Annotated in this window: 19 protein-coding genes and 2 tRNA genes; 14 read left to right on the plus strand and 7 right to left on the minus strand. The window is 74.0% G+C overall.

All coding sequences use genetic code 11. The features are described from left to right. Positions 1-287 precede the first annotated feature (287 nt). Both ACR9E3_RS25900 and ACR9E3_RS25905 read right to left on the minus strand, forming a co-directional pair. Positions 288-2,495: a cytochrome c oxidase assembly protein gene (locus ACR9E3_RS25900; protein WP_460383599.1), complete on the minus strand. Its 2,208-nt coding sequence runs from the start codon at positions 2,493-2,495 to the stop codon at positions 288-290. Between the two features lie 152 nt (positions 2,496-2,647). After that, positions 2,648-3,064: a PPOX class F420-dependent oxidoreductase gene (locus ACR9E3_RS25905; RefSeq protein WP_460383600.1), complete on the minus strand. Its 417-nt coding sequence runs from the start codon at positions 3,062-3,064 to the stop codon at positions 2,648-2,650. Between the two features lie 200 nt (positions 3,065-3,264). On the opposite strand from ACR9E3_RS25905, the gene ACR9E3_RS25910 reads away from it, so the two are divergent. Both ACR9E3_RS25910 and ACR9E3_RS25915 read left to right on the plus strand, forming a co-directional pair. After that, positions 3,265-3,337: transfer RNA gene (locus ACR9E3_RS25910), tRNA-Arg, on the plus strand. Between the two features lie 321 nt (positions 3,338-3,658). Then, entirely contained in the window at positions 3,659-4,060 is a 402-nt protein-coding gene (locus ACR9E3_RS25915; protein ID WP_460383601.1) for a VOC family protein, read from the plus strand. Positions 4,061-4,236: 176 nt separating this feature from the next. On the opposite strand, the gene ACR9E3_RS25920 is transcribed toward ACR9E3_RS25915, so the two are convergent. Beyond that, positions 4,237-4,683, minus strand: a complete 447-nt coding sequence (locus ACR9E3_RS25920; RefSeq protein WP_460383603.1) for a winged helix-turn-helix transcriptional regulator — start codon at positions 4,681-4,683, stop codon at positions 4,237-4,239. 103 nt (positions 4,684-4,786) lie between these two features. Between ACR9E3_RS25920 and ACR9E3_RS25925 the strand changes: the two genes are divergently transcribed. Beyond that, on the plus strand, positions 4,787-5,176 hold the full coding sequence (locus ACR9E3_RS25925; RefSeq protein ID WP_460383604.1) for a tautomerase family protein: 390 nt from the start codon (positions 4,787-4,789) through the stop codon (positions 5,174-5,176). A 2-nt stretch (positions 5,177-5,178) separates the two neighbouring features. Here ACR9E3_RS25925 and ACR9E3_RS25930 read toward each other — a convergent pair whose 3' ends face one another. The 3 genes from ACR9E3_RS25930 to ACR9E3_RS25940 form a co-directional block, all read right to left on the minus strand. Beyond that, on the minus strand, positions 5,179-5,799 hold the full coding sequence (locus tag ACR9E3_RS25930; RefSeq protein WP_460383606.1) for a class I SAM-dependent methyltransferase: 621 nt from the start codon (positions 5,797-5,799) through the stop codon (positions 5,179-5,181). Then, positions 5,796-5,921: a hypothetical protein gene (locus tag ACR9E3_RS25935; RefSeq protein ID WP_460383608.1), complete on the minus strand. Its 126-nt coding sequence runs from the start codon at positions 5,919-5,921 to the stop codon at positions 5,796-5,798. The genes ACR9E3_RS25930 and ACR9E3_RS25935 overlap by 4 nt, the downstream gene beginning before the upstream one ends. A gap of 81 nt (positions 5,922-6,002) precedes the next feature. Then, positions 6,003-6,914, minus strand: coding sequence for an SDR family oxidoreductase (locus ACR9E3_RS25940; RefSeq protein ID WP_460383609.1), 912 nt, complete (start codon positions 6,912-6,914; stop codon positions 6,003-6,005). 70 nt (positions 6,915-6,984) lie between these two features. On the opposite strand from ACR9E3_RS25940, the gene ACR9E3_RS25945 reads away from it, so the two are divergent. From ACR9E3_RS25945 to ACR9E3_RS25960, 4 genes are read left to right on the plus strand one after another with little or no spacing between them, the layout of a single operon-like run. Further along, positions 6,985-7,536: a putative glycolipid-binding domain-containing protein gene (locus tag ACR9E3_RS25945; RefSeq protein ID WP_460383611.1), complete on the plus strand. Its 552-nt coding sequence runs from the start codon at positions 6,985-6,987 to the stop codon at positions 7,534-7,536. Between the two features lie 36 nt (positions 7,537-7,572). Beyond that, entirely contained in the window at positions 7,573-7,911 is a 339-nt protein-coding gene (locus ACR9E3_RS25950; RefSeq protein ID WP_460383612.1) for an ArsR/SmtB family transcription factor, read from the plus strand. Continuing rightward, entirely contained in the window at positions 7,908-8,366 is a 459-nt protein-coding gene (locus tag ACR9E3_RS25955; RefSeq protein WP_460383614.1) for a nucleoside 2-deoxyribosyltransferase, read from the plus strand. The genes ACR9E3_RS25950 and ACR9E3_RS25955 overlap by 4 nt, the downstream gene beginning before the upstream one ends. 59 nt (positions 8,367-8,425) lie before the next feature. Next, the gene (locus tag ACR9E3_RS25960) at positions 8,426-9,847 is read left to right on the plus strand and encodes a WS/DGAT/MGAT family O-acyltransferase (RefSeq protein ID WP_460383616.1); all 1,422 of its coding nucleotides are present in this window, start codon (positions 8,426-8,428) and stop codon (positions 9,845-9,847) included. Here ACR9E3_RS25960 and ACR9E3_RS25965 read toward each other — a convergent pair. Next, positions 9,844-11,307 carry a gluconokinase gene (locus ACR9E3_RS25965; protein ID WP_460383618.1) on the minus strand — a complete coding sequence of 488 codons (1,464 nt, stop codon included), beginning with the start codon at positions 11,305-11,307 and terminating at the stop codon, positions 9,844-9,846. The genes ACR9E3_RS25960 and ACR9E3_RS25965 overlap by 4 nt on opposite strands. A 95-nt stretch (positions 11,308-11,402) precedes the next feature. Here ACR9E3_RS25965 and ACR9E3_RS25970 point away from each other — a divergent pair. From ACR9E3_RS25970 to selB, 7 genes are all read left to right on the plus strand, one after another. Then, positions 11,403-11,498, plus strand: a tRNA-Sec gene (locus tag ACR9E3_RS25970). Positions 11,499-11,554: 56 nt separating this feature from the next. Continuing rightward, positions 11,555-14,785 carry a formate dehydrogenase gene (fdh, locus tag ACR9E3_RS25975; protein ID WP_460383620.1) on the plus strand — a complete coding sequence of 1,077 codons (3,231 nt, stop codon included), beginning with the start codon at positions 11,555-11,557 and terminating at the stop codon, positions 14,783-14,785. After that, entirely contained in the window at positions 14,782-15,819 is a 1,038-nt protein-coding gene (locus tag ACR9E3_RS25980; RefSeq protein WP_460383622.1) for a 4Fe-4S dicluster domain-containing protein, read from the plus strand. The genes fdh and ACR9E3_RS25980 overlap by 4 nt, the downstream gene beginning before the upstream one ends. Then, positions 15,816-16,829, plus strand: a complete 1,014-nt coding sequence (gene nrfD / locus ACR9E3_RS25985; RefSeq protein WP_460383624.1) for an NrfD/PsrC family molybdoenzyme membrane anchor subunit — start codon at positions 15,816-15,818, stop codon at positions 16,827-16,829. Before ACR9E3_RS25980 ends, nrfD begins: the two co-directional genes overlap by 4 nt. 95 nt (positions 16,830-16,924) lie before the next feature. Then, positions 16,925-17,998 (plus strand): permease, encoded by a 1,074-nt coding sequence (locus ACR9E3_RS25990; RefSeq protein ID WP_460383626.1) that lies wholly within the window; start codon positions 16,925-16,927, stop codon positions 17,996-17,998. Between the two features lie 16 nt (positions 17,999-18,014). Beyond that, complete coding sequence (gene selA, locus ACR9E3_RS25995) at positions 18,015-19,301, plus strand: L-seryl-tRNA(Sec) selenium transferase (protein WP_460383628.1); 1,287 nt, start codon at positions 18,015-18,017, stop codon at positions 19,299-19,301. Beyond that, positions 19,298-21,088, plus strand: coding sequence for a selenocysteine-specific translation elongation factor (gene selB / locus ACR9E3_RS26000; protein ID WP_460383630.1), 1,791 nt, complete (start codon positions 19,298-19,300; stop codon positions 21,086-21,088). The genes selA and selB overlap by 4 nt, the downstream gene beginning before the upstream one ends. Positions 21,089-21,271 lie beyond the last annotated feature (183 nt).

Genomic DNA, 21,271 nt, shown 5'->3' on the forward strand with positions numbered 1-21,271 from the left:
GCGCATCTACCCGGCCGTTTCCGGCCCAGTTCCTCGCGGTGATGACCACTGTACCCGATCGTTTTCCGGCCCGTGACCGGGGGGTCCCGGTCGGCCCGGCCCGTCATCGGGCGGGTGCGATCTCGTCCGCTCCGGCGACGGTGCGGTGGATCGCTGTTCTTCGACTGTACCCGGGGCTCGCGACCCCGGTCGGCCCCCGGTCGGCCCCCGGCCGGCCGCGTCGGCGTCCGTTCCCCGGGTGCCGTTCCACTGTACGCGCCTGCGGGGGGTGCGTCCGCCACCCGGGGTCAGCCGGGGCGTTGCTCCAGGTCAGCGCGTCCGTCGGGGTCCGGGAACCCGCCGCGCTCCCCCGGCGCCTTCTCGGCGACCGGTGCCGGACGTCGGTCCGCGGCGAGCGAGCGCAGCATCGCGTTGTACTCGGCGAGCTCGCGGTCACCATCGCGGTCGGCGCGACGGTCGCTCTGGCGCGCCGCACGTTCGTCGGCGCGTGACCACTGCACGAGCAGCGCGATCAGCACGAGCAGCATCGGCACCTCACCGGTCGCCCACGCGAGGCCGCCGCCCGCGGTCTGGTCGGCGAGGCGGTCGACCCACGGCATCTCGAGCTGTTGGTAGAAGCCGGAGCCGATGACCGTGTCGGAGCTCATGACGGCGATGCCGAAGAAGGCGTGCAGCGGCACGGCCACGAAGAGCAGGCCGAGCCGCCCGATGTACGGGAGCTGCCGCGGACTCGGGTCGACCCCCACGATCGGCCAGAAGAAGAGCAGGCCGACGAGCAGGAAGTGGATGTTCATCGCGAGATGCGCCCAGTGCGACTCGAGCGCCACGTCGAACAGCCCGGAGAAGTACAGGACGTAGAAGCTCCCGACGAACAGCGCCAGCGCGACGAGCGGGTGCGTGAGGACCCGGGCGACCGGCGAGTGCACAGCGGCCAGCACCCACTCCCGCGGCCCCGGCGGCGCCCCCGCCCCGGCCGCGGGCAGGGCCCGCAGGACGAGCGTGATCGGTGCGCCCAGCACGAGCAGGATCGGCACGAGCATGTTCAGCGTCATGTGCTGGGCCATGTGGACGCTGAACATCGCCGGCGCGTAGCGCCCGATCCCGGACGACGTCGCCACCAGCAGCGCGAGGCAGCCGAGGAGCCACGCCGTCGTCCGCCCCGGCGGCCAGGCGTCGCCGCGGGCCCGCAACCGTCGCACCCCCGCGAGGTAGAACCCCGCGAGGACCAGGGCGAGGGTGCCGAAGACGAGGTCGAAGCGCGCCGCGCCGAGCACGGAGCCCGCCGTGAACGGCTGGTCGATCGCGTAGCCGAGCAGGGCCTCGATGCGGGTGGGTTCGGGCTGGGGCACCACCGGCGGCGGGGTGCGACCGAGGGCGACGGCGACGCCGACCGTCGCGGCCATGAGCAGGACCTCGAGCCCGCCGAACCGCACGAGAGCCCGTGAGTCCCCCGCGTCGAGGGCGGGCAGGGCGCGCCGGCGGTGCCACAGCCCGAACGCCCCCAGGACGAGCAGGGCCGCGATCTTCACCAGGATGAGGACCCCGTACGTGCTGGTGACGAGGTCGCCCGGGGTGACCCGCACGAGGGTGTTCAGCACGCCCGAGACCGCGAGCACGATCCAGCAGACCAGCGCCACCGCGGAGAAGCGGCGGGCGGCGAGCCCCGGGTGCCGGCCCCCGGCGACGAGGTGGGTGACCACCGCGACGAGCCCGCCCACCCAGACCGCGGCGGCCAGCACGTGCAGCAGCAGGCTGTTCGTGGCGACGTCGTGGTCGCTGCCGCCGGCCGAGTGACCGGTGAGGGCGAGCGGCAGCAGGCCCGCGAGCGCCAACCCGCAGCCCACGACCGTGCCGCCCCACCCGAGCACGGCGCGGGTGATGCCCAGGACGACCAGGGCGACGAGCGCGGTGAGCGCCCAGGCCGTCGTGGCCTCGATGCCCGGCACCGCGGCGGCGAGCACGCGCAGGTCGAGCATCTCGCCGACCGGCCGTCCGTACGCGTCGGCGGTGCTGAGCGGGATCATCAGCAGCGCGGCGACCGACCACGCCCCCGCGGCCCACGTCGCGATCCGCACCGCGCGGTAGCCGTCGGCCGTCAGCGACCCCGACGAGGACGGCGGAGTGAAGAACCCCGCGAACAGCAGGAACCCGATGGTCACGGCGGCCGCCGCCTGGCTCGTGGCCCGGACGACGGGCAGGGCGTAGACGGTCAGGGCCCCGGGGTCGGGCAGACCGAGGCGGGCGAACGACGCGGCACCCGACAGCGTGCTCAGCGCCAGCGCCACGACCGCCGCCACCGCCAGCACCGGCGCCACCTGCGAGGCGAACAGCGCCCCGGTCGTGGCGGGTCGCGCCGACGGCGCGGCGGGCTCCGGCACGTCGGCCGGCGGCGGGGTCGTCGTGGCCACGCCACCAGGGTAGGTCGCCCGCGTCTCGTCCCCGTCGGCTCGGGCCACGCTCCGGGCGGAGCCCCCGCGGCGCAACGGACAGCGCATCGGCCTTCCCACTCAACTCGGCCTGAGCTGGACCAGGCACCCGATCGGGCGCTCCGCAGGCCCGTCGTGTCTTCCCGTACCGGCCCGTAGGTGCCTCTGGCGCCTGGTCCCTCGCTGGTTCGTGCCCCGATGTGCCCCACCGCCATCGGCGATCAAGTGATGCGGTGCTCCCGACGAACAGCCGGGTACCACTCGTCCCCGACAGGTTCCCCGGCCAGGTTCCAGCTCCACGAGACCGTGGGCGTGATCCGCATGTAGATGCCCGGGCCGACCATCCCGACGCGCTCGAAGGGCTGCTCTGCCACGCCGTAGACCCTCATGCCCCGCGCGACGAACGGCTCCATGGACGGCAGATCGTCGAAGACGATGCTGACCAGAGCGGACCCGGCAGCGACGTTGCGGAACTTGCGGGTGCGGACCACTCCGCCGGGCCCGCCGACCCAGAAGCGCTCCTCGTCGTACTCGACCGCGACCGGGACGACGTCCGGCTGCCCGTCCGGATCGACCGTCGCGAGGCGACCGAGGCCCTGCGACGCCATGAACGCGATCTCTTGGTCAGTGAACGACACGTAGCCTCCCCCGTCGGTGCCGGAGGACCAGCAGACGACCGCGACGACCCTGGACCTCGACGGGCACCTCTTCCCTGACAGACTGGATGAGCTGGCCGACCGTCTCGACGACGCGGTGTTTCCGGAAGTGCCCCGGAGCCCACCTCGGACGCCGGGGAGGACGGACAGTGACGACGAACGTGCAGGTCACCTGCATGACAGCCCCCGTGGCGCAACGGATAGCGCATCGGCCTTCTAATCCGACGGTTGCAGGTTCGAGTCCTGCCGGGGGCGCTGGACCAGCGGAGATGCCATCGCGGACGCCGTGGACATGGATCGACTGCCCGAGAACGCTCCTCAGTGCGACGGCCTGAATCCGTCGAGGGCGGAGCCGGCGCCGGTGCCGCGGACCTTGGGGGCCGGTAAGGCTTTCGGGGCGCACGCGCTGACCGGCGAGGCGCACAGGGCCGGTCGTGTGTCGCCATCTCACGAGAACGGACTCGATTGCCTCCTAGGACGGGGCGGGACGTCGACGTCGCGTCCGTACTCGCGACTCGCCCTGACTGTCGGACCCCTTTGCGACGATGCCTTCCCACACAAGCGAAGGGATCGATCATGACTTCCCGCCTGAACCCGTTCATCTACTTCGGCGACACCGCCCGCCAGGCCATGGAGTTCTACCGCGACGTGTTCGGCGGAAATCTCGCGATCAGCACGTTCGCCGAGTTCGGCCGAGCCGACTCGCCGGACGCGAACAAGGTCATGCATGCCCAGCTGGAGACGTCGAAGGGCTTCACGATGATGGCGTCAGACACCCCGGAGGGCATGGAGATCGAGCCGGGCACCACCATGTCGGTCAGCGTGTCCGGTGACGACTCCGCCGACCTGCGCGGCTACTGGGAGAAGCTGTCCGAGGGCGGCACCGTGACCGTGCCGATGGAGAAGCAGGTATGGGGCGACGAGTTCGGTGCCTGTGTCGACAGGTTCGGCATCTCGTGGATGATCAACATCGGGTAATCGAGGCGGTGGTAGGTCGCGCGGACTCTGCGCAATCACGGCCTGCGCCCGGCTTTCGTCTCCGCTGATGTGGATTGGCGAAAGCGTTGATCGTCGCCACTTCTTACCTACCCGGAACGACGCGAGGTACCCGGAGGCGTCGGCGATGGCCCGCCGTCGACCGCCACGTGGCCGGCCTACCATGCCTGCGGCTCGAGCTCCGCTCTCATCTCCCGCCACGTCACCGGCTCGGCGCAGTGCCCGCACGTCAGCTGCGGCGCGGCCGCGTGACCGCAATCGCGGTGGACGAGGCGGACCGGCGGGACGTCGTTCTCGTACGTGTCGCCCCAGGTCATCAGGGCGACGAGGACGGGATAGAGGTCGGCGCCCTTGGTCGTGAGCCGGTACTCGTGACGCGGCGGGGTGTCCTGGTAGAGCACGCGCTCCAGGACGCCCTCGGCGGTGAGCACGCGGAGCCGGTCGTTGAGGACGTTGGCGCCCAGGCCCAGCTTCGTGCGGAAGTGCTCGTAACGCCGCTCCCCGCGGAAGCACTCGCGCAGGATCATCATCGTCCACCGCTCGCCGATGACCGACCACGTGCGCGCCACCGAGCAGTAGACGTCGCCCAACTCGTCGTGCTTCACCGTCACAGGATAGGACTCGTTTCGAGTCCGTGAAGGTTGCTGCCGTGTCGAGGCCGGGCTACCGTCGCACTCGATTCGAGTCCGACCCGTCACGGAGGCGAGCATGCCCTTCTACCAGTTCACCGTCCCCACCGGCGGCGCGACGCTGCGGCACAAGGCCGAGGTGGCCGCCGCGATGACGAAGGTGCACGCCGAGGTCACGGGTGCGCCGAGCGCCTACGTCCACTGCTCCTTCGTCGAGGTCCCGGCGGAGAGCATCTTCGTGGCCGGCGAGCCCGTCAGCGGCCCGCGGATGGTCGGGCTGATCCGCGAGGGCCGGTCCCCCGAGGTGCGCGGACGGCTGCTGCACGGTCTCGCCGACGCCTGGTGCGAGATCACCGGCGACCGCAAGGAGGACGTGGCGATCTTCCTCACCGAGGTCCCCGGCGCGAACGTCCTGGAGGACGGCGCCGTCCTCCCCGAGGCCGCCGACGATCCCGGCGCCATCGCCTGACCTCACGCCCGCCGGCGCGCCTGCACCACGGCGTCGACGCCATCGCCGGCGGCGTCGCGCGGTCGCTCCTCGGCGACGAGCACGTCCCAGCGCGCGGGGTCGAGCACCGACAGCGCCTCGTCGACCGACACCTGCGTCTGCCCTGCGGCCCGGGTCGGGGCGCCGGTGGCCGGGTCCACGGGACGGTGGCCGGCGAGCAGCAGCGTCCCGCCGGGCGCGACGCCGGCGGCGAGCCGCGCCACCATGTCCGGCACCGACCCCGCCACGTGGACGTGGAGGCTGGTCACGAGGTCGAACCGGCCCGCCGGCGGCGTCCACACCCCGAGGTCGCCCTGGACCCACGTGATGTGTCCGACCAGCCCGAGTCCCTCCGCACGGGACCGGGCGTGGGCCAGCGCGGTGGCCGCGAAGTCGACGGCCGTGACGCGCCAGCCCCGCGCGGCGAGCCAGAGCGTCTCGGCGCCGTGGCCCGCACCGGCGTCCAGGGCGAGGCCTGGAGCGAGCTCGGCCGCCACCACCGTCAGCCGGGGGTTCGGCGGGCGCCGGTCGACGCCGGCCGCATCGTGCTCGAGCACCCGGGCCCAGCGCCGTTCCCACGAGTCCTGGTCGAACGTGTCGGTCACGCCGACTCCGCCAGGAGCCCGTCGAGCCCGTGGGCGCGGTCGCCCAGCACCCGCCGGCAGACGTCCGCCTCGACGTCGTGGGCGAACGGACCGAGAGGGTCCGCGTCCTCCGTGTCGATCATCCTCGATCACCTCCGACCTCACGGTGGTCCCGCGACGCCCCGAGCCGCCAGAATTCTTGCCGGAACAGCAAACCGGCGCCGTCACCGGTAGCCCGTCACGTCCGCGGGCTCCCCGCGGTCCTGGACCTCGACGATGTAGCGCCAGCAGTCCGGCCGCGAGCCGTCGAGGTCGGTGACGCCGTAGTGCGCGGCGAGCTCTCCCGACGACGTCGAGGCGGCGTTCCACCGGGCGCGGTCCGGGTCCGCGGCCAGGGCGGCGACCGCCCGGCCCACGAACCGCGGCGTCTCCGAGATCGCGAAGTGCGGCTCGGTGGCGAGGGCGTCGATCCAGGTGTCCTCCGTGACGCCGAAGTGCTCGAGCATGATCTCCGAGCGCATCCACCCGGGCGTCACCGCGACGGCCGTGCCGCCGTGGTCGCGCAGCTCGTGCGCCCACGAGCGCGCGAGACGGATGGGCGCGACCTTGGCGAGGTCGTAGAAGGCGTTCAGCCGGTAGGTCGCGTCGTTGTACTCGGCCGTGCCGTCGGTGATCTCGACGACCAGCCCTCCGGGATGCCGCGCGAGCAGGCCCAGCGCGTGGTGGGCGGTCACGAGGTGGGTCTCGATCGCCAGCCGGAGCGTGCGCAGGCCGTTCGCGAGGTCGTGCTCCCACACAGGGACGCCCCACTCCACCATGAGCTCCCCGCCCCAGATGTCGTTGACGAGGACGTCGAGCCGGCCGTGCACCCGCTCGATCCGCGCGACGAGCGCACGCACGGCGTCCGGGTCGAGATGGTCGGTCGGCACCGCGACGCCGCGTCCGCCGGCGGCGTCGACGAGCTCCGCGGTGTCCTCGATCGTCTCGGGTCGGTCGTACTCCGAGCGCCGGGCGCGCGTGCTGCGACCGGTGACGTAGACGGTCGCGCCGGCGGCACCGAGCTCGACGGCGATGCCGCGACCGGCGCCGCGCGTGGCCCCGGCGACGAGCGCGACGGTGCCGGTGAGAGCGGTCATGCGGACACGGTCGCACCGCCCCCCGACAGCGCCCTTGTCCGGATCGTCCCGAACGCGGTTGGCTCGCCGGGTGTTCGCCGAGCTCCCCGCCTTCGCGGCCTGGCGGTTCGTCGACGGTGTCGACGGCTTCGAGGTCGTCTATCCCACGACGGGCCGGCTGCGCGGGCACTCGTCCGCCGTCGAGGACGGGCTCCCGTACGCCGTGCGCTACGACCTCGAGCTCGACGAGCACTGGCGGACCGTCGGCGCCCGCGTCTGGAGCGACACGCTCGACGGTCCGCGCGAGGTCGTCCTCGCCTCCGACGGCGCCGGGACCTGGACCGTCGACGGCGCCCCGGCACCACACCTCGACGGGCTCGTCGACGTGGACGTCGAGGCGTCCGCCTGCACCAACACGCTGCCCGTGCACCGCCTGCCCCTGCCGACCGGGGAGGTGACGACGGCGTCGGCGGTCTACGTGCGCGCCCTCGACCTCGCCGTCGTCCGGCTCGACCAGACCTACCGACGGCTCGACGACCACCGGTTCGCGTACACGTCCGAGGGCGACTTCTCGTGCGTGATCACCTACGACGACGCCGGGCTCGTCGTCGACTACCCCGGCGTCGCGCGGCGCTTCGCGTAGGGCTCCTGTATCAGCCGCCGCTGATACCGTCGGTCGGTGCACGCCATGGACGTGCTCGGCGACCCCGTCCGACGGCGGATCCTCGAGCTGCTCGCCGACGGGGAGCGGACGTCGGGGGCGGTGGTCGAGCGGATCCGCGAGGAGTTCGGCATCTCCCAGCCGGGCGTCTCGCAGCACCTGCGGGTGCTGCGGGAGAACGGTCTGGCGACGGTCCGCGCCGAGGGCACCCGACGTCTCTACGCCATCGACGCGGACGGGCTGCGCGAGGTCGACGCGTGGCTGGGGCCGTTCCGGCGGTTCTGGGAGCAGCGGCTCGACGCGCTGGGCACCGAGATCGCCCGCGGGCAGCGCGCCCGCCGGGGAGGAGACGCGTGAGGGCCTACGTCGCGAGCCCGTACGGCTTCGCCGAGTCGACCAGGACCTGGTACGAGACGACGCTGCTGCCGCGCCTGCGCGAGCACGTCGACGTCCTCGACCCCTGGTCCGTGCAACCGGAGGTCACCGGCGACGACCCGTCGGAGACGTGGCTCGCGCTCGGCGAGCGCCACCTGCGCACCATCGAGCACGACGCGGACCTGCTCGTCGCCTGTCTCGACCAGGAGCCCCCGGACAATGGCACCGTCGTCGAGGTCGCGTGGGCCGCGGCGCACGGCAAGCCGGTCCTGGCCTACCGCGGCGACCTGCGCCGGGGCGGCGAGGAGGGCCTGCGCTACAACCTCATGATCGGCGCGGCGGTCCGGCGCAGCGGGGGCGTGGAGGTCGCCGACCTCGAGGCGCTGACGACGGCCCTCCGCCGGTACACCGGCCGCGCGACAGTGACCGACGAGTAGGTCACACTGTCGGCGGACACGTCCGGCGGGGCGTGCCAGGGGTCGGGAGGGGACCGAAGTTGGCGACGATGTCGTTCCGGGACGCGATGTTCCTGCTGGCGGAGTCGCGGGAGCGACCCACCCACGTCGGCTCGCTGATGCTCTTCGAGCGACCCGAGGGCGCGGGGCCCGACTACCTCGCCGACCTGCACCGGCAGCTCGTCTCCGGCGACGTCGAGGTGGCCCCGCTGTTCCGCAGGCGCGCGACGCGCGGGCTGTCGACGCTGGGCCAGTGGGCGTGGGCGACCGACGACGACGTCGACATCGAGTACCACGTGCGGCTCTCCGCGCTCCCCCGTCCGGGACGCATCCGCGAGCTCCTCGAGCTCGTGTCGCGGCTGCACGGCAGCCTGCTCGACCGGCACCGGCCGCTCTGGGAGTTCCACCTCATCGAGGGCGTGGAGGGCGACCGCTTCGCCGTCTACGGCAAGATCCACCACGCGATGATGGACGGGGTGCGCTCCATCCGGCACCTCGAGAAGGCGCTGAGCACCGACCCCGACCGCCGCGAGATGGCGCCGTTCTGGGCCGTCGACCCACGCCCGGGCCGCGAGAGCCGGCCGGCGGGCGAGAAGGCGCCGGCGCCCTCGGGCGTCCTCGGCGGGGCGCGGGAGTACCTCGGCGGCGCCCTGCGGACCGCGGGCACGCTCGCCGAGACCGTTGGGCAGACCCTCAACGTCGGTCCTGCGCTCGCGTCGTCGCTCTACCGCGGCGTCGTCGAGCACGACCTGGCCCTGCCGTTCGAGGCGCCGCCCACGATGCTCAACGTCCCGATCACGGGGGCCCGGCGGTTCGCCGCGGAGTCGTGGCCGCTCAAGCGCATCCAGCGGGTCCGCGAGCGGACCGGCACCACGGTCAACGACGTGATGCTCGCGATGAGCGCCGGCGCCCTGCGCCGCTACCTCGAGGCGCACGAGGGGCTGCCCGAGAAGCCGCTGGTGGCCGCGCTGCCGGTCGCGCTCGAGGACGCGGGATCGGGCAACGCGCTCGGCGCCATCCTCGTCAACCTGGCGACGAACGAGCCCGACCCCGCCGAGCGGCTCAAGAAGATCCGGCAGTCGGGCCTCGCGGCCAAGGAGAACCTGCAGGGCCGCGACCCGATGACGATCGCCGCGCTCTCGGCGGCTGTCGCCGCGCCCATCGGGCTGGGCCTCGTCCCGGGGTCGTCGGCGGTCAACCAGGGCTTCAACCTGATCATCTCCAACGTGCCCGGGCCGAAGGACCCGCTGTACTGGGAGGGCGCGAAGCTCGAGGGCATCTACCCGATCTCGGTGCCGCTCGACGGCCAGGCGCTGAACATCACCGTGCTGTCCTACGCGGACGACATGGAGATCGGCGTGACCGGCGACCGCCGGGCCGTGCCGCACCTGCAGCACCTGCTGGGCTACCTCGAGGACGCGCTGGTGGAGCTGGAGGCGGTCGCGGACGCCGCCGACGACTAGAGGTCCATCCCCGCGAGCAGGTCGTGGAGCTGCTCGAACGCCGGGAGCCGGGCGGCGTGGACGGCAGCGTCGTCGCCCGGTCGCAGGGTCTCGGCGATCGGGATCCGCTCGGCCGCGTCGACGAGCGCGTCCGGCCCCGGCGGGAGCAGGCCGACGCCCTGCATCCCGAGCAGCGCCGCGCCGAAGGCGGAACCCTGGTCGACGGCCGGGAAGGCGACCGGCAGGTCGAGGGCGTCGGTGAGCAGCCGACGCCAGAGCGCGCTGCGGGCGAAGCCGCCGGTGGCCCGGACCTCGTGCACGGCGAGCCCCGCCTCGCGCAGCGCGTCGAGGACCAGGCGCAGCTGCAGGCACACGCCCTCGAGGAGGGCCCGCGTGACGTGTCCCGGTCCGTGCCGTCGCTGGAGGCCGACGAGCGCCCCGGCGCCGCCGACGTCCCAGTACGGCGCGCGTTCGGGCAGCAGGTGGGGCAGCGCGAGGAGCCCGTCGGCGCCGGCCGGCACCGAGCCCGCGGCGGCGAGCAGCTCGTCGACGTCGCGCCCGAGCGTCTCCTGCGCCCAGTCGAGCACCAGACCGCCGTTCGTGATCGCCCCGCCGACGACCCAGCGCCCGTCGGCGAGGTCGTAGCAGAACACGCGCCCGCGGGGGTCGACGGCGGGGCGCTCGACGGTGACGCGCAGGGCCCCGCTGGTGCCGATCGAGCACGCGGCGACACCGGGGCGGACGGCGCCGACGCCGAGGTTGGCGAGCGGCCCGTCGGCGCCGCCGGCGACGACGGGGACGCCGGCGGGCAGGCCCCAGTCACGGGTGGCCAGCCGCCCGACCACGGCGGTCGGGGCCACGAGCGCGCCGAGCCGGTCGGCGGTGATCCCGGCGATCCCGAGCGCCTCCGGGTCCCAGGTGCCGGTCGTGACGTCGAGCAGCCCGGTCGCGGAGGCGCACGAGGTGTCGGTGACGCGGGCCCCGGTCGCCCGCGCGAGCACGAACTCCTTGATCCCGCCCCAGGTGTGCGCGGCCGCGAGCAGGCTCGGGCGCTCGCGGCGCAGCCGGGCGAGCTTCACGAGCGGGCTCATCGGGTGGACGGGCGTCCCGGTGCGCCGGTGCAGGGCGAGCGCCCCGTCGCGTGCCCGGAGCTCGCGGGCGACGTCGCCCGCCCGGCTGTCGGCCCAGGTGATCAGCGGTCCGAGAGGGTCGCCACCCGCGTCGGTGGCGAGGAGCCCGTGCATCGCCGCGCTGAAGGAGATCGCGGCGACGCGCGCCGGGTCGAGCTCGGCGACGGCGTCGCGGACCGCGTCCCCCACCGCCTCGTAGAGCGCCTCGGGGTCCTGCACGGCCGCGCCGGGCTCCGGTTCCTCCAGGCGGTGGAGCGCCTCGCCGCGCCCGTGGTCGGCCCCGTCGGCGGAGTAGGCGACGGCCTTGGTGGCGGTGGTGCCGATGTCGACGCCGAGGACGAGATCACCCACGAGGGACTCCGTTCCCCGACCGGCGCCGCCCCACGCCGACCCCGTGCCGCGGCCCCGCCCTGCGTGCCCGGAACGCCCCGCCTAGGCTCGCCCGCGGAGGCGTCAGGGTGCCTGGTGGCCCCCGCGGTCTTCAACACCGTAGTGGCCGGGTATCTCGGCCAGGCGGGTTCGATTCCCGTCCGCCTCCGCCAGCTTCCGGGTCCAGCCGCGGTGCCCGAGGTGACCACCACAGCGAGGAGATTCCTGCATGGGTGTGCGCACCTGGCTGGGCGAGTGGCCGATGCTCCGGCAGGCAACCGGCTCCGACCCGCTCGGCCGCGGCACGGCCGTGGAGTCGCCGCGGACGCAGGCGCTGACGCCGCGCACACGGGACGCCGACGAGGTCGTCAAGTCGGTGTGCCCCTACTGCGCGGTGGGCTGCGGGCAGAACATCTACGTGCGCGACGGGCGCGTCACCCAGATCGAGGGCGACCCCGATTCGCCGATCTCGCGCGGCCGGCTGTGCCCGAAAGGATCCGCCTCGACGTCGCTGGTCACCTCGCCGACCCGCGTGACGACCGTGAAGTACCGGCGCCCGTACGGCACCGACTGGGAGGACCTCGACCTCGACACGGCGCTCGACATGATCGCCGACCGCGTCCTCGACGCCCGCCGCCGCGGATGGCAGGACACCGACGACGAGGGCCGCGTCCTGCGGCGCACGCTGGGCTTCTCGAGCCTGGGCGGGGCGACGCTGGACAACGAGGAGAACTACCTCATCAAGAAGCTGTTCATGGCGCTCGGCGCGATCCAGGTGGAGAACCAGGCGCGCATTTGACACAGCGCCACCGTCCCCGGTCTGGGGACCAGCTTCGGCCGCGGAGGGGCCTCGAACTTCCAGCAGGACCTGCAGCACGCGGACTGCATCGTCATCGAGGGCTCGAACATGGCGGAGGCCCACCCCGTGGGCTTCCAGTGGGTCATGGAGGCCAAGGCCCGCGGGGCGACGGTCATCCACGTCGACCCGCGGTTCACCCGCACCAGCGCGGTGGCCGACCTGCACGTGCCGTTCCGGGCGGGCGCGGACATCGCGTTCCTGGGCGGGCTCATCAACTACGTGCTGGACAACGAGCTCGACTTCCGCGACTACGTCACGGCGTTCACGAACGCCGCCGAGCTCGTCGGTGAGGACTTCGCCGACGCCGACGTCGAGGGCATCTTCTCCGGGTACGACGCGGAGACCGGGCGCTACGACCCGATCTCGTGGCAGATGGAGGGCGCCTACGAGGCGCCGGCGGCGGGCCAGCGCGACCACTGGGAGCCCGAGCTGCGCGAGGAGCACGCGGCGTTCGCGTCGGACTCCGCGGGCGGTGTCGGCGAGGGTGCCCACGCGCCGTCGGACCCCAAGCGCGACGACACGCTGCAGCACCCGCGCTGCGTCTACCAGGTGCTCAAGCGGCACTACGCCCGCTACACGCCCGAGGCCGTCTCGCGGGTGTGCGGCATGGGTGTCGAGCAGTTCCTGGCGGTGGCGCGCGCGATCACCGAGAACTCCGGGCGCGAGCGGACGACGGCGTGGGTGTACTCGGTGGGCTGGACCCACCACACCGTCGGTGCGCAGTACATCCGCGCGGCGTCGATCCTGCAGACGCTGCTGGGCAACATGGGCCGTCCCGGCGGGGGCATCCTGGCGCTGCGCGGGCACGCCTCGATCCAGGGCTCGACGGACATCCCGACGCTGTACGACCTGCTGCCGGGCTACATCCCCATGCCGAACGCGCACCTGCACTCCGACCTGCAGAGCTTCCTCGACGCGGACGCGGCCAAGACCGGTTTCTGGGGTCACATGGACGCCTACCTGGTCAGCCTGCTCAAGGCGTGGTGGGGCGACGCGGCCACCCCGGAGAACGACTTCGCGTTCGACTACCTGCCGCGCCTGACCGGCAACCACGGCACGTACGGGATCGTCCGCGACCAGATCGACAAGAAGACCTTCGGCTACTTCCTCGTCGGGGAGAACCCCGCGGTCGGGCACGCCAACGGCAAGATGCAGCGGCTCGGGATGGCGAACCTCGACTGGCTCGTCATCCGGGACATGCAGATGATCGAGTCGGCGTCGTTCTGGAAGGACGGCCCCGAGATCGAGACCGGGGAGCTGCGCACCGAGGACATCGGCACCGAGGTCTTCTTCCTGCCCTGCGCGAACCACACCGAGAAGTCCGGCACGTTCACCAACACCCAGCGGCTGCTGCAGTGGCGTCGCGAGGCGGTGCACCCGCCGGGTGACGCGCGCTCGGAGCTGCACTTCTACTTCCACCTCGGGAAGAGGATCCGGGAGAAGCTGGCGGCCTCGACCGACGAGCGCGACCGCCCGATCCTCGACCTGACGTGGGACTACCCGACGTTCGGGGTGCACGAGGAGCCGGACCCGCAGTCGGTGCTGGCCGAGATCAACGGCTTCGACGCCGACGGGAACCACCTGGCGAGCTACACGCAGATGAAGGCCGACGGCACGACGTCGGGCGGCTGCTGGATCTACACCGGCGTGTACAAGGACGGCGTCAACCAGGCCGACCGCCGCACCCCCGGCGCCGAGCAGACGTGGGTCGCCCCGGAGTGGGGCTGGGCGTGGCCGGCGAACCGCCGCACGCTCTACAACCGCGCCTCGGCCGACGCCGACGGGAAGCCGTGGAGCGAGCGCAAGGCGTACGTGTGGTGGGACGAGGAGTCGGGCTCGTGGACCGGGCACGACATCCCCGACTTCGAGGCCACGAAGGCGCCGTCGTACCGGCCGCCGGAGGGCGCGACGGTCGAGGACGCGCTCTCGGGCACCGACGCGTTCATCATGCAGGCGAACGGCAAGGCGTGGCTCTACGCGCCGACCGGGCTCGCGGACGGGCCGCTGCCGACCCACTACGAGCCGGTCGAGTCGCCGGTGGCGAACCTGCTGCACGACCAGCAGGACAACCCGGCCCGCGAGGACATCGACCGGACGTGGAACCGGCTCAACCCGGCGATGTCGGAGACCTACCCCTACGTCTTCCTCACCTACCGGCTCACCGAGCACCACACCGCGGGCGGCATGAGCCGCTTCCTCGGCTACCTCTCGGAGCTGCAGCCGGAGTTCTTCTGCGAGGTCTCCCCCGCCCTCGCCGCCGAGCGGAACCTCGAGCACCTGGGGTGGGCCACGCTGATCTCGGCCCGCACGGCGATCGAGGCCCGCGTGCTCGTCACCGAGCGGATGAAGCCGCTGCGGATCGGCGACCAGCGCGTCCACCAGATCGGGCTGCCGTACCACTGGGGCTCGAACGGGCTGTCGGTCGGCGACCCGGCGAACGACCTGCTCGGCGTCGTCATGGACCCCAACGTGCACATCCAGGAGTCGAAGGTGGCGACCTGCGACATCCAGCCCGGGCGGCGGCCACGCGGTCCGGCGCTGCTCGAGTTCGTCGAGTCCTACCGACGGAAGGCCGGCGTCGAGCCGGGAGGAATCACGTGACCAACCTGTTCGACGCGTTCTCCGGCGCCACCCCGTCGTTGTCGGGGCCGCTGCCGGATCCGTCGGTCGACGCCGGGTGGTCGGCAGAGCACCCGAAGCGGGTCGGCTTCTTCACCGACACGTCGGTGTGCATCGGCTGCAAGGCCTGCGAGGTGGCCTGCAAGGAGTGGAACCTGGTGCCCGACGACGGCACCGACGCCTCCGACCTCTACCGCCTGACCGGGATGTCCTACGACAACACCGGCGACCTGGGCGCCTCGACGTGGCGGCACGTCGCGTTCATCGAGGACGTCCGGCCGCACGGGACGGCGACGACGGGGCACCTGCCGAGCGGCCTCCCCGCGCTGGGCGGTGCCCCGCCCCGGGACGCCGCGACGGCCCCTCCCGACGGTGGCACCGTCGACCTGCTCGCGCTGCTCCCGGACACCGGCGCGCACGGCCAGCAGACCCCGGACGACGAGCGCGACGTCCGCTGGTTGATGTCGTCGGACGTCTGCAAGCACTGCACGCACGCCGGGTGCCTGGACGTCTGCCCGACCGGGGCGCTCTTCCGGACCGAGTTCGGCACGGTCGTCGTGCAGGACGACATCTGCAACGGGTGCGGCTACTGCGTGCCGTCCTGCCCGTACGGCGTGATCGACGTCCGGGAGTCCGACGGCGGCGCCCACAAGTGCACGCTGTGCTACGACCGGCTCGGCGAGGGCCTCGAGCCGGCGTGCGCGAAGGCGTGCCCGACGAACTCCATCCAGTTCGGCGACCTCGACGAGCTCCAGGCCGCCGCGGACGCCCGGCTCGCGGAGCTGCACGGGCGTGGGGTCTCCGAGGCGCGGCTCTACGGACGCGACCCCGACGACGGCGTCGGCGGCGACGGGGCGTTCTTCCTGCTGCTCGACGAGCCCGAGGTCTACGGTCTGCCGCCGGACCCGATCGTCACCACCCGCGACCTGCCGGAGATGTGGCGCAACGCGGCGCTGACCGCGCTGGGGCTCGGTGCCGCGGCGGTAGCGGCGTTCTGGACGGGGGGTCGGCGGTGACGGACGCGAACCCGGCGGAGATGCCGGAGCGGTTCCGCGGCCGGGGTCGCGGGGGGAACCGCGAGGAGCTGCAGGTCCCCGAGGCCGAGTTCCGCTCGTACTACGGGCGACCGATCATCAAGGCGCCGGTGTGGAAGAACCCGGACGTGCCGCTCTATCTGTTCCTGGGCGGGCTCGCGGGGTCGTCGTCGGTGCTCGCGGCCATGGCGCGGGCGACGGGTCGCCCCACGCTGCGGCGCGCGGGGCGTCTCGGCGCGGCGGCCGGGGCGGTGGGCGGGACGGTGTTCCTCGTCCACGACCTCCACCGACCGCGGCGCTTCCTGCACATGCTGCGGGTGTTCAAGCCGACGTCGCCGCTCTCGGTGGGGACGTGGATCCTCTCGCCGTTCGCGACGTTCGCGGCCGCGACCGCCGCGACCGAGGTGACGGGGTGGTTCCGCCGCACCGGCGATGTCACCGGCGTCGCCGCCGCCGTCGTCGGTCCCGCGCTCGCCACCTACACGGCGGTGCTGTTCTCCAACACCGCCGTGCCGACCTGGCACGAGGCGCACCGGCACCTGCCGATCCTGTTCGGATCGAGCGCGGCCGCGGCCGGCGGCGGGTTCGGGCTGGTGTTCTCGTCGGTGCGCGACAACGCGCCGGCCGCGCGGCTCGCGATCGCGGGCGCCGCGACGGAGCTCGCGATCGACGAGAAGATGCAGCGCGACCTGGGGATGCTCGCGGACGTCTACGAGAAGGGCCGGGCGAAGACGCTGATGCGGGCGTCGAAGACATGCCTCGTGGCCGGCGCGCTCGGGGCGCTCGTGGGGCGGCGTCGACGCTGGTCGGCGGCCCTGTCGGGACTGGCGCTCATGGCCGGCTCGGCCCTGACGCGGTTCGGGGTGTTCGACGCCGGCATCGCCTCGGCGAACGACCCGGCGCACATCGTCGTGCCCCAGCGGGAGCGCCTCCGGCAGCGGCAGGCCAGCACCCAGACCGACATCGCCCCGCCGGACCGCACCTTCGCCTGACCTCCGTACGTGAGCAGTTGGCGCCCCGGGAGGGGCGCCAACTGCTCACGTACCGACGGGCGGAGGTGTCGCCGGCCGTGTGACGATCGGCGACCGTGACGGACGCTTCGGTCGGGACACGGCGGAACGGACCGCCGGCGTGGGCGGTGGCGGTCGGGTTCGGGGCGCTCGTCGTCGCCGGCCTGCTGTGGGCGAAGTGGGCGCCGTACTGGGTGAAGGTGCCGTCGGTGGCTGGGTCGCACTCGCTCGGCTCGTCGATCCTCACCGGCGGCGCGCCCGCACCGCCCGGGGTGTCGCTGGCGGCCGGCCTGCGCTTCGCGGGCACCTACTTCCTCGCGATCTGGCCGGCGCTCGTCGTGGGGCTCGTGCTGGCCGCCGCGGTGCAGACGGTGCTGCCGGCCGCGTGGATCACGCGGGTGCTCGGGCGCGGCGTCGGCGGCGGGGTGCGCGGCAGCGCGCTGGCCCTGCCGTCGCTGATGTGCTCCTGCTGCGCGGCGCCGATGGCGGTCGGCCTGCGTCGGCGGGCCGCGGACCTGACCGCGACGCTCGCCTACTGGCTCGGGAACCCGGCGCTGAACCCGGTCGTGCTCGTGTTCTGCGCGTTCGTGCTGCCGTGGGAGTGGACGGTGCTGCGGGCGGCGGCCGGTGTCGCGGTCGTCGCGGCGGCCGTGGCGCTGGCCCGCTGGTGGACGCGTCGGTCGCCCACGGACCCCGTCGTCGAGGTGCCCGTCGTCGAGGACGCCGTTCCCGACAAGCGACCCCTGGCCGTGCGCTTCCTGGCCGCGCTGGGCGGGCTGTCGATCCGGCTGCTGCCCGAGTACCTGCTGCTCGTCGTGGCGCTCGGAGCGTTCCGGGGTGTGCTCTTCCCGGTCGGGGCGTCGTGGCTCGCGGGCACCGCGGCCGTCGTGGGTGTCGTCCTCCTCGCGGTCGCCGGGACGCTCCTGCCGATCCCGACCGGTGCCGAGGTCGCGGTCGTCGCGGCACTGCTGGCGGTCGGGGTGTCCGGCCCGCTCGCGGCCGCCCTGCTGATCACGCTCCCGGCGGTGAGCCTGCCGTCGCTGCTGATGGTGCGCACCGCGTTCCCCCACCGGCTGCTCGTGGCGGTGACGGGAACCGTCGTCGGGATCGGCGTGCTGACATCGGTGGCGGCGGTGACCCTCGGCCTGTAGCGCGCACAATGGGCCGGTGGACGACGATCACCGCCGGCGCGTCCCGCGGACCGACACCGTGCTGGCCGACGCGCGGCTGGGCCCGGCGCTGGCGACGCTGGGGCGCGCACGGGTCAAGGAGGTCGTCGTCGCGGCGCAGGACCGCGCGCGGGCCGGGGAGATCCTGCCCGAGGCGGTCGCCGACGAGGCCGTCGCGGCCCTGCCGTCGACCGCCGCGTCGCTGCGGCCCGTCGTCAACGCCACCGGCGTGCTGCTGCACACGAACCTGGGCCGGGCGCCGCTGTCGGCGGCCGCGCGGGACGCGCTGGACCTCGCGGCGGGGACCACGGACGTCGAGCTGGACCTGGCCACCGGCGGGCGGGGCCGCCGCGGGGCGGGGACCCTGGCGGCGCTGGCGGCGGCCGTCCCCGACGCGGGCGGCGTGCACGTCACGAACAACGGCGCCGCGGCGCTGATCCTGGCGGCGACGGCGCTGGCGGCGGGCCGCGAGATCGTGATCGCGCGCGGCGAGATGGTCGAGATCGGGGACGGGTTCCGGCTGCCCGACCTGCTGGAGTCGACCGGCGCGCGGCTGCGCGAGGTCGGGACGACGAACCGGGCGCACCGGTCGGACTACGCGTCCGTGGTCGGCCCGGAGACCGGGATGATCCTCAAGGTCCACCCCTCGAACTTCGTGGTCACGGGGTTCACGTCGTCGGTGCCGGTGTCCTCGCTGAACGATCTCGGTGTGCCCGTCGTGTCCGACATCGGGTCCGGCCTGCTCGCGCCGCACCCGCTCCTGCCCGACGAGCCGGACGCGGCGACCGAGCTACGCGCAGGGGCGTCGCTCGTGACGGCGTCGGGCGACAAGCTGCTCGGGGGCCCACAGGCCGGCCTGCTGCTCGGTGACGCCGACCTCGTGCACCGGCTGCGCCGCCACCCGCTGGCCCGGGCGCTGCGCGTCGACAAGCTCACCCTGGCAGCGCTCGAGGCGACGCTGCGCGGGCCGACACCGCCGGTGCGCTCCCTGCTCGAGACCTCGGTGGAGTCCCTGCGGACCCGGGCGGCCGAGCTGGCGGATCGGATCGGCGCGCCGGCCACCGTCGTCGAGTGCGCGGCCCAGGTCGGCGGGGGCGGCGCGCCGGGCGTCGAACTGGCGAGCGCCGGCGTCGCGCTGCCGGTCGATCTCGCCGTCCGTCTGCGGGGTGGCACCGATCCCGTCGTCGCCCGTGTCGAGCAGGGCCGGTGCGTGCTCGACCTGCGCTCGGTGCCGCCGTCGGAGGACGCGCGGCTGGCGGGGGCGGTCCGGGCGGCCCTCGGGTGAGGGTCGTCGCGACCGCCGGGCACGTCGACCACGGGAAGTCGACGCTGGTCCGCGCGCTCACCGGGATGGAGCCCGACCGCTGGGCCGAGGAGCGGCGGCGGGGCATGACGATCGACCTCGGGTTCGCGTGGACGACGCTGCCCGGGCACGACGAGCCCGTCGCCTTCGTCGACGTCCCCGGCCACGAGCGGTTCGTGACGCAGATGCTCGCCGGCGTCGGGCCGGTGCCGGCCACGATGTTCGTGGTCGCGGCGGACTCGGGATGGATGCCGCAGTCGACCGAGCACCTCGACGCCCTGGACGCGCTCGGGGTGCGCGACGGGCTGCTGGTCGTGACCCGCAGCGACCTCGCCGACCCGGAGCTGGCGCGGGACGAGGCGCTGGAGCACCTCGCGGAGTCGTCGCTGGGGCGGCTGCCGGCGGTGTGCGTGTCGGGGACGTCCGGGCTCGGTCTCGACGCGTTGCGGTCGGCGCTCTCGACGCTGGTGGGTGGCCTGCCCGCGCCGGACCTCGACGCCGACGTGCGGCTGTGGGTCGACCGCGCGTTCACCGTGCGCGGCGCCGGCACGGTCGTCACGGGCACGCTCGGGGCCGGCACCGTCCGGGTGGGCGACGAGCTGGCGCTGGGCTCGCGCGCCGTCACCGTCCGCGGGATCCAGGCCCTCGGCGAGACCGTCGACCCGGTCCGGGCGGTGGCGCGTGTGGCGCTGAACCTGCGGGGCGTGGGCCTCGACGAGGTCGGCCGCGGCGACGCCCTGACCACGCCCGGGCGATGGCTGCGCGGCGACGTCGTCGACGTGCGGGTCGGTCCGCCGCGGGGTTCCTCGGCGGCCGTCGATCTCCCGCGGCAGGTGATGCTCCACGTCGGCTCGGCGGCCGTCGCCGCGCGGGTGCGGCCGTTGTCCCTCGAGCCGGGGGCCACGCGAACCGTCCGCTTGACGTTGCGGGAGCCGCTGCCGCTGCGACCCGGTGACCACGCGCTGCTGCGCGATCCCGGCGCGCACCGGGTGCTCGGCGGGGTGACCGTCCTCGACGTGCGACCGCCCGCGCTGCGGCGGCGCGGGGCCGCCCGCGCGCGGGCCGGGGAGCTGGCGGCGACCACGGGCGTCCCGGACGCGCGCGACGAGCTGGCGCGCCGACAGCTGATGCGCCGCGACGACCTCGTGGCGCTGGGGGCATCCGTGCCCTCGGACGTGCCGTCGGCAGCGGGGTGGTTGGCGGACCCGGCGTGGGTGGCGACGCTCGCGCCGCAGCTCGTCGCGGCGGTGGACCGGCACGCTGCGGAGCAGCCCCTGGACGCCGGCCTGCCCGCGAAGGCCGCGGCGCAGGCGCTCGGCCTGCCCGACCCGCGGCTGCTCGACCTCGTGCTCGCCGAGCCCGGCGCGTCGTCGCTGGTGGCGGCCGGAGGGCGCGTGCGTCCGCGCGACGCCGGCGGCCTGCCCGACGCCGTGCGCGCGGCTGTCGCGACCGTGCGCTCGGACCTCGCCGAGGCACCGTTCGCCGCCCCCGAGGCCGGGCGGCTCGCCGAGCTGGGGCTGCGGACCCGCGAGCTCGGCGCGGCGGTGAAGGCCGGGGCGCTGCTGAAGGTCGGCGACGGGATCTTCCTCGCACCCGACGCCGCGGACGTCGCCGTCACCCGGCTGGCCGACCTGCCCTCGCCGTTCACGCTCTCCGAAGCGCGCCAGGCCCTGGGCACCACCCGCCGCGTCGCCGTCCCGCTCCTGGAGTACCTGGCGAAGCACGGCCGCACCCGCCGCGACGACGAGGGCCGCCATGCGCTGCGGTGAACGCATCCCGGTGTTCGAGCGATGCGGCTTTCCTGGCGTCTTTGACGCCAGATCCAGGTGAGCACGCCGATAGGGCCACATCCTCGGTGTCGCGACACGCCGGTCGGGGGGCGCGCGAGGTCCGGGCGGCTGTTGTCAGCCTGGCGTCCACGCTCACACTGAACGTCAGGAAATCCACCACGA

The organism is Actinomycetospora sp. C-140 (assembly GCF_054796175.1).

Bases quoted from the DNA above. Each gene is read 5' to 3' on its own strand.
- ACR9E3_RS25900 (WP_460383599.1), bottom strand. From the start codon at position 2,495: ATGCGCTGTCCGTTGCGCCGCGGGGGCTCCGCCCGGAGCGTGGCCCGA.
- ACR9E3_RS25915 (WP_460383601.1), top strand. From the start codon at position 3,659: ATGACTTCCCGCCTGAACCCGTTCATCTACTTCGGCGACACCGCCCGC.
- ACR9E3_RS25925 (WP_460383604.1), top strand. From the start codon at position 4,787: ATGCCCTTCTACCAGTTCACCGTCCCCACCGGCGGCGCGACGCTGCGG.
- ACR9E3_RS25935 (WP_460383608.1), bottom strand. From the start codon at position 5,921: ATGATCGACACGGAGGACGCGGACCCTCTCGGTCCGTTCGCCCACGAC.
- ACR9E3_RS25940 (WP_460383609.1), bottom strand. From the start codon at position 6,914: ATGACCGCTCTCACCGGCACCGTCGCGCTCGTCGCCGGGGCCACGCGC.